This is a genomic window from Enterococcus sp. LJL51 (genome assembly GCF_049894025.1).
GTDB lineage: Bacteria > Bacillota > Bacilli > Lactobacillales > Enterococcaceae > Enterococcus_L.
Genome location: NZ_JBNEQE010000034.1, coordinates 1 through 4,148, shown reverse-complemented (window position 1 = coordinate 4,148; position 4,148 = coordinate 1). Strand labels below are relative to the sequence as shown.

At 39.8% G+C, this 4,148-nt stretch carries 4 protein-coding genes and 1 other annotated feature; of the genes, 3 read left to right on the top strand and 1 reads right to left on the bottom strand.

Features of this window, described 5'->3' with window-relative positions; all coding sequences use genetic code 11:
- The first annotated feature begins 314 nt into the window (after positions 1–314).
- The 3 genes from ACPWSO_RS17880 to serS all read left to right on the top strand — a co-directional run bounded on the left by ACPWSO_RS17880 (position 315) and on the right by serS (position 3,828).
- Entirely contained in the window at positions 315–1,004 is a 690-nt protein-coding gene (locus ACPWSO_RS17880; protein ID WP_426084933.1) for a response regulator, read from the top strand.
- A complete protein-coding gene (locus ACPWSO_RS17875) occupies positions 994–2,196 on the top strand; it encodes a sensor histidine kinase (protein WP_426084932.1) in 1,203 nt (400 codons plus the stop codon). Before ACPWSO_RS17880 ends, ACPWSO_RS17875 begins: the two co-directional genes overlap by 11 nt.
- A gap of 29 nt (positions 2,197–2,225) precedes the next feature.
- Positions 2,226–2,432: a binding site (T-box leader), on the top strand.
- 124 nt (positions 2,433–2,556) lie between these two features.
- A complete protein-coding gene (gene serS / locus ACPWSO_RS17870) occupies positions 2,557–3,828 on the top strand; it encodes a serine--tRNA ligase (RefSeq protein WP_426084931.1) in 1,272 nt (423 codons plus the stop codon).
- Here the strand turns inward: serS and ACPWSO_RS17865 are convergent.
- Positions 3,712–4,148: transposase (locus ACPWSO_RS17865; protein WP_426084930.1), on the bottom strand; the 437-nt coding region annotated here is incomplete at its 5' end. The two genes, serS and ACPWSO_RS17865, sit on opposite strands and share 117 nt — an antisense overlap.

Genomic DNA, 4,148 nt, shown 5'->3' with positions numbered 1-4,148 from the left:
TTTCTTCTCTCTGGATGTTATTCTATCCAGCTGTCTGAAAGTCATTGTCTCGTCTTGCGACATGTAATAATATATCAAGTTTCAACGCTTAGGTCAATCAAAATATTGCATTTTTTTCAACTTTTTTTCATTACCGACCATTCACTGCTATTACCTTGTTAATCGTTCGCTTTGCCACCGTTTTCTATTTAGTGTTTCTTAATTTTTGGTAATGTAATTAAAATTTCTGTAATATATACGAGTTTTTATCCCTTTCTGCTTTTTTTTGATAGAATATGAGTGATGATATTAATGATTTGGAGGAGTATAACTATATGAAGATTTTAGTAGCAGATGACGACAAGGAGATTGTAGAGCTTCTAAGCATCTACATTCACAACGAAGGATATGAGGTAGTCAAGGCATATGATGGAAAGGAAGCCTTATCTAAGATAAGAACAATTCCTGATATTGATTTACTGGTGCTGGATATTATGATGCCCGTTATGGACGGCATGCAGGTTGTAAAAGAATTGCGTAAGGAGTCTCAAGTACCAATTATTATGCTGACTGCAAAAACAACAGATATGGATAAAATTAAAGGTTTAGTTGCCGGTGCGGATGATTATGTTACAAAACCGTTTAATCCATTAGAAGTGATGGCACGAGTTAAATCAATTTTGCGGCGCAGTCAGATGCAGGTGAAGCTTAACGAACCTGACGTATTGGAAATTGGCTCACTGATTATTAATAAAGATTCTCATGAGGTTAAAACAATTGACGACAAAGAAATACAATTAACTGCGCTGGAGTTCGGTATCCTCTATTTATTAGCCAGCCATCCAAACCGAGTATTTAATGCCGACGAAATTTTTGAGCGTGTTTGGCAGCAGGAAAGTGTTGTCTCCGCCAAAACGGTTATGGTTCATGTCAGCCATTTGCGCGATAAGATAGAAGAAGCAACTGGTGGAGAAAAAGTGATTCAGACAGTTTGGGGTGTGGGGTACAAAATTGATGCCCGTTAACAATCAGCGGAAGGTGGAAAAACAGAAACGGATCGGCTTAACATCTAAAGAAGTAAGTGAGCTGCTGGCCGAAGGAATTTTAACAGTTATTCTTTTACTACTATTAAATGTGGCGATAATTGTTTTGCTTTATCAGTTTATCCAGACTTCCCCAACTTTAAGAAATGTGATATTCGGAACAAAAGGTGTTCTAGCTGATTATCTGGATACAGATGTTTTTTGGAGCTGGAGTAAATTTGTTATTCCAATTTTTCTAATTATTGACGGGTCTGTTTTATACTGGCGGTTAATTCGCCGCTATCGTCAGATGCAGCTGCGTCATATTATCAGTGAGCTTCATTATATAGCGGACGGAAATTATGATCATAGAATCCCCTTTGAATTAAGTGGTGATTTGGCGAAAGTCATTTCCAGCATCAACGGACTAGTTGATAGTACGGTAGCTGCTATTGAGGATGAACGGCGGATTGAAAACTCTAAAGATGAATTAATCACAAATGTCAGTCATGACATACGGACACCTTTGACATCCATCATTGGCTACTTGGGATTGATCGAGGATCGTCAATTTCATTCCCAAGAAGAGATTCTCAAGTATACTCATACTGCTTATGTAAAAGCGAAGCAAATGAAGCTTTTAGTAGATGACTTATTTGAATACACTAAGGTGAGACAGCCTGCTGTTCCTCTAAATGCCATCACCTTCGATATGGCTCAGCTTTTGGAACAGCTATCTGTCGATTTCGAACTGGAAGCAAACAAACGGGGCATGGACATCTCTGTTAAAGCTATTCCAGAAGCTATTCCTATGGAAGGCGACACAGAAAAACTAGTCAGGGTATTCAACAACCTCCTATCTAATGCCTTGAAATATGGAAAAGGCGGCAAACACATTTTAATAGAAGCAACAAAAGTCGGAACCGAGGTGGTTGTGGCTGTCCGTAACGACGGTTCTCAAATTCCGCAAAAATCGTTAGATCAGCTTTTTGACCGTTTTTACAGAGTAGAGGAATCACGCTCTCAAGAAACAGGTGGGACTGGTTTAGGATTGGCTATCGCTCAAAGTATCGTTGCCTTACACGGGGGATACATCTATGCTAAGTCAGATACGGATTGGACTTCCTTTATTATCCATCTGCCTATTCAAAGAAATGCAGCTCCTGTTAATCAACGAGTTTCTGACCACCATTGACATCTTGCATAAAATTTTGTATGCTAATTGCAAACGTTGAGAAATAGTATTTATAGCACTGAATTTCAGAGAGCCTGTAGTGGTGGAAGCAGGTATTCATCTATAAAGAATCCGTCTCTAACTTATGTGTCTGGTGAAATAAATCAGACCGGCAGCAGCCGTTATCTGTTAATCAAGTGCAGCCATCTGGCTGAACTTGGGTGGCAACGCGAGATTTCAGTCATTTCGTCCCAAGATATTTTTTGTGGACGGAGTGGCTTTTTTTTGTTGGCATGTGATTTCAGAAAGCACTTGTTTGGCAGCAGCGGCAGCTAGAAGTTGTTTTGGTTTACTATTTACTTAAATACTGGAGGGAACTATATGTTAGATGTAAAAATGATTCGTCAAAATTTTGCAGAAGTACAGCAAAAATTGAAAACCCGCGGGGTTAAGGAAGAGGTTTTAACTGAGTTTTTGCGTTTAGATGAAAGCCGCAGAGCGCTTTTGGTAAAAACCGAGGAGTTAAAGAAATATCGAAATGATGTTTCAGCAGAAATTGCTCTTTTGAAAAGAAACAAAGAGGACGCTGCTGCTAAAATCAGTGAAATGAAAGAAGTAGGCGGAAAAATCAAAGCCTTAGATACAGAAATTGCTGCTATAGATGAAAAGCTGAACGCTATTACTTCTACCTTACCTAACCTGCCCCATGCTTCTGTTCCAATCGGTGAAGGCGAAGACGAGAATGTTGAAATCCGAAAATGGAGTACACCACGCAGCTTCGATTTTGAACCGAAGCCTCATTGGGAAGTAGCCGAACGCTTGGGAATTCTTGATTTTGAACGGGGAGCAAAGGTCACTGGCAGCCGATTTGTTTACTATAAAGGACTGGGTGCACGTTTAGAACGGGCTTTGTATAACTTCATGCTGGATTTGCATGTCTATGATCATGGCTACACAGAAGTTATTCCGCCATATATCGTTAACAGTAACTCTATGTTTGGAACAGGTCAGTTCCCCAAATTTAAAGAAGACGGTTTTCAACTGGAAGGAACTGACTTTACACTGATTCCAACTGCTGAAGTCCCTTTAACAAACTACTATAACAATGAGATTCTAGATGGAAAGGAATTACCGATTTACTTTACCGCACTAAGTCCTTCTTTCCGTTCTGAAGCGGGAAGCGCTGGTCGTGATACTCGCGGCTTGATTCGTCTGCATCAATTCAACAAAGTTGAGATGGTTAAATTCAGCAAGCCTGAAACCTCTTATGAAGAATTAGAAAAAATGACTGCAAATGCTGAAGAGATTTTACAGAAATTGAATCTGCCGTATCGTGTTATGGCTCTATCTACTGGTGATATGGGCTTCTCTGCTGCCAAAACCTATGACTTGGAAGTTTGGATTCCTGCTCAGGATGTCTACCGGGAAATCAGCTCATGCTCAAACTGCGAAGATTTCCAGGCGCGCAGAGCAATGATTCGTTACCGTGACGACGAAGAAAAAGTCAACTATCTACACACCTTAAACGGCTCTGGTTTAGCGGTTGGGCGAACTGTGGCTGCCATTCTTGAAAATTATCAGAATGAGGATGGAACAGTCACTGTACCTGAGGTTCTGATTCCTTATATGGGCGGTCTTAAAATAATTGAGTAAATAATACATCTTTTTAAGAGGGAGTGGGACATAATCCACTCTCAAAAAGAAAATAAGCCTGATTTTGATGATGAATGTCAAAATCGGGCTTGTTTTTTCTTTTTCTCTTCTCTTTCTCTCCATATATTTTCCTAATTTTCTTAGATTTAGTGCCATGAGAGCCAAACCAACATCAATCTTCGCTCCTTGTTTTCCACGTAAATGGAAACGATGGAACGCCAAATGAGCCTTTAGATGCCCAAACACTGGTTCTACATCGATTTTCCGTTGTCGATAAATCGAACCTGTTTTTTCATCTGAAAGCTTCTTCTTGCATTCTG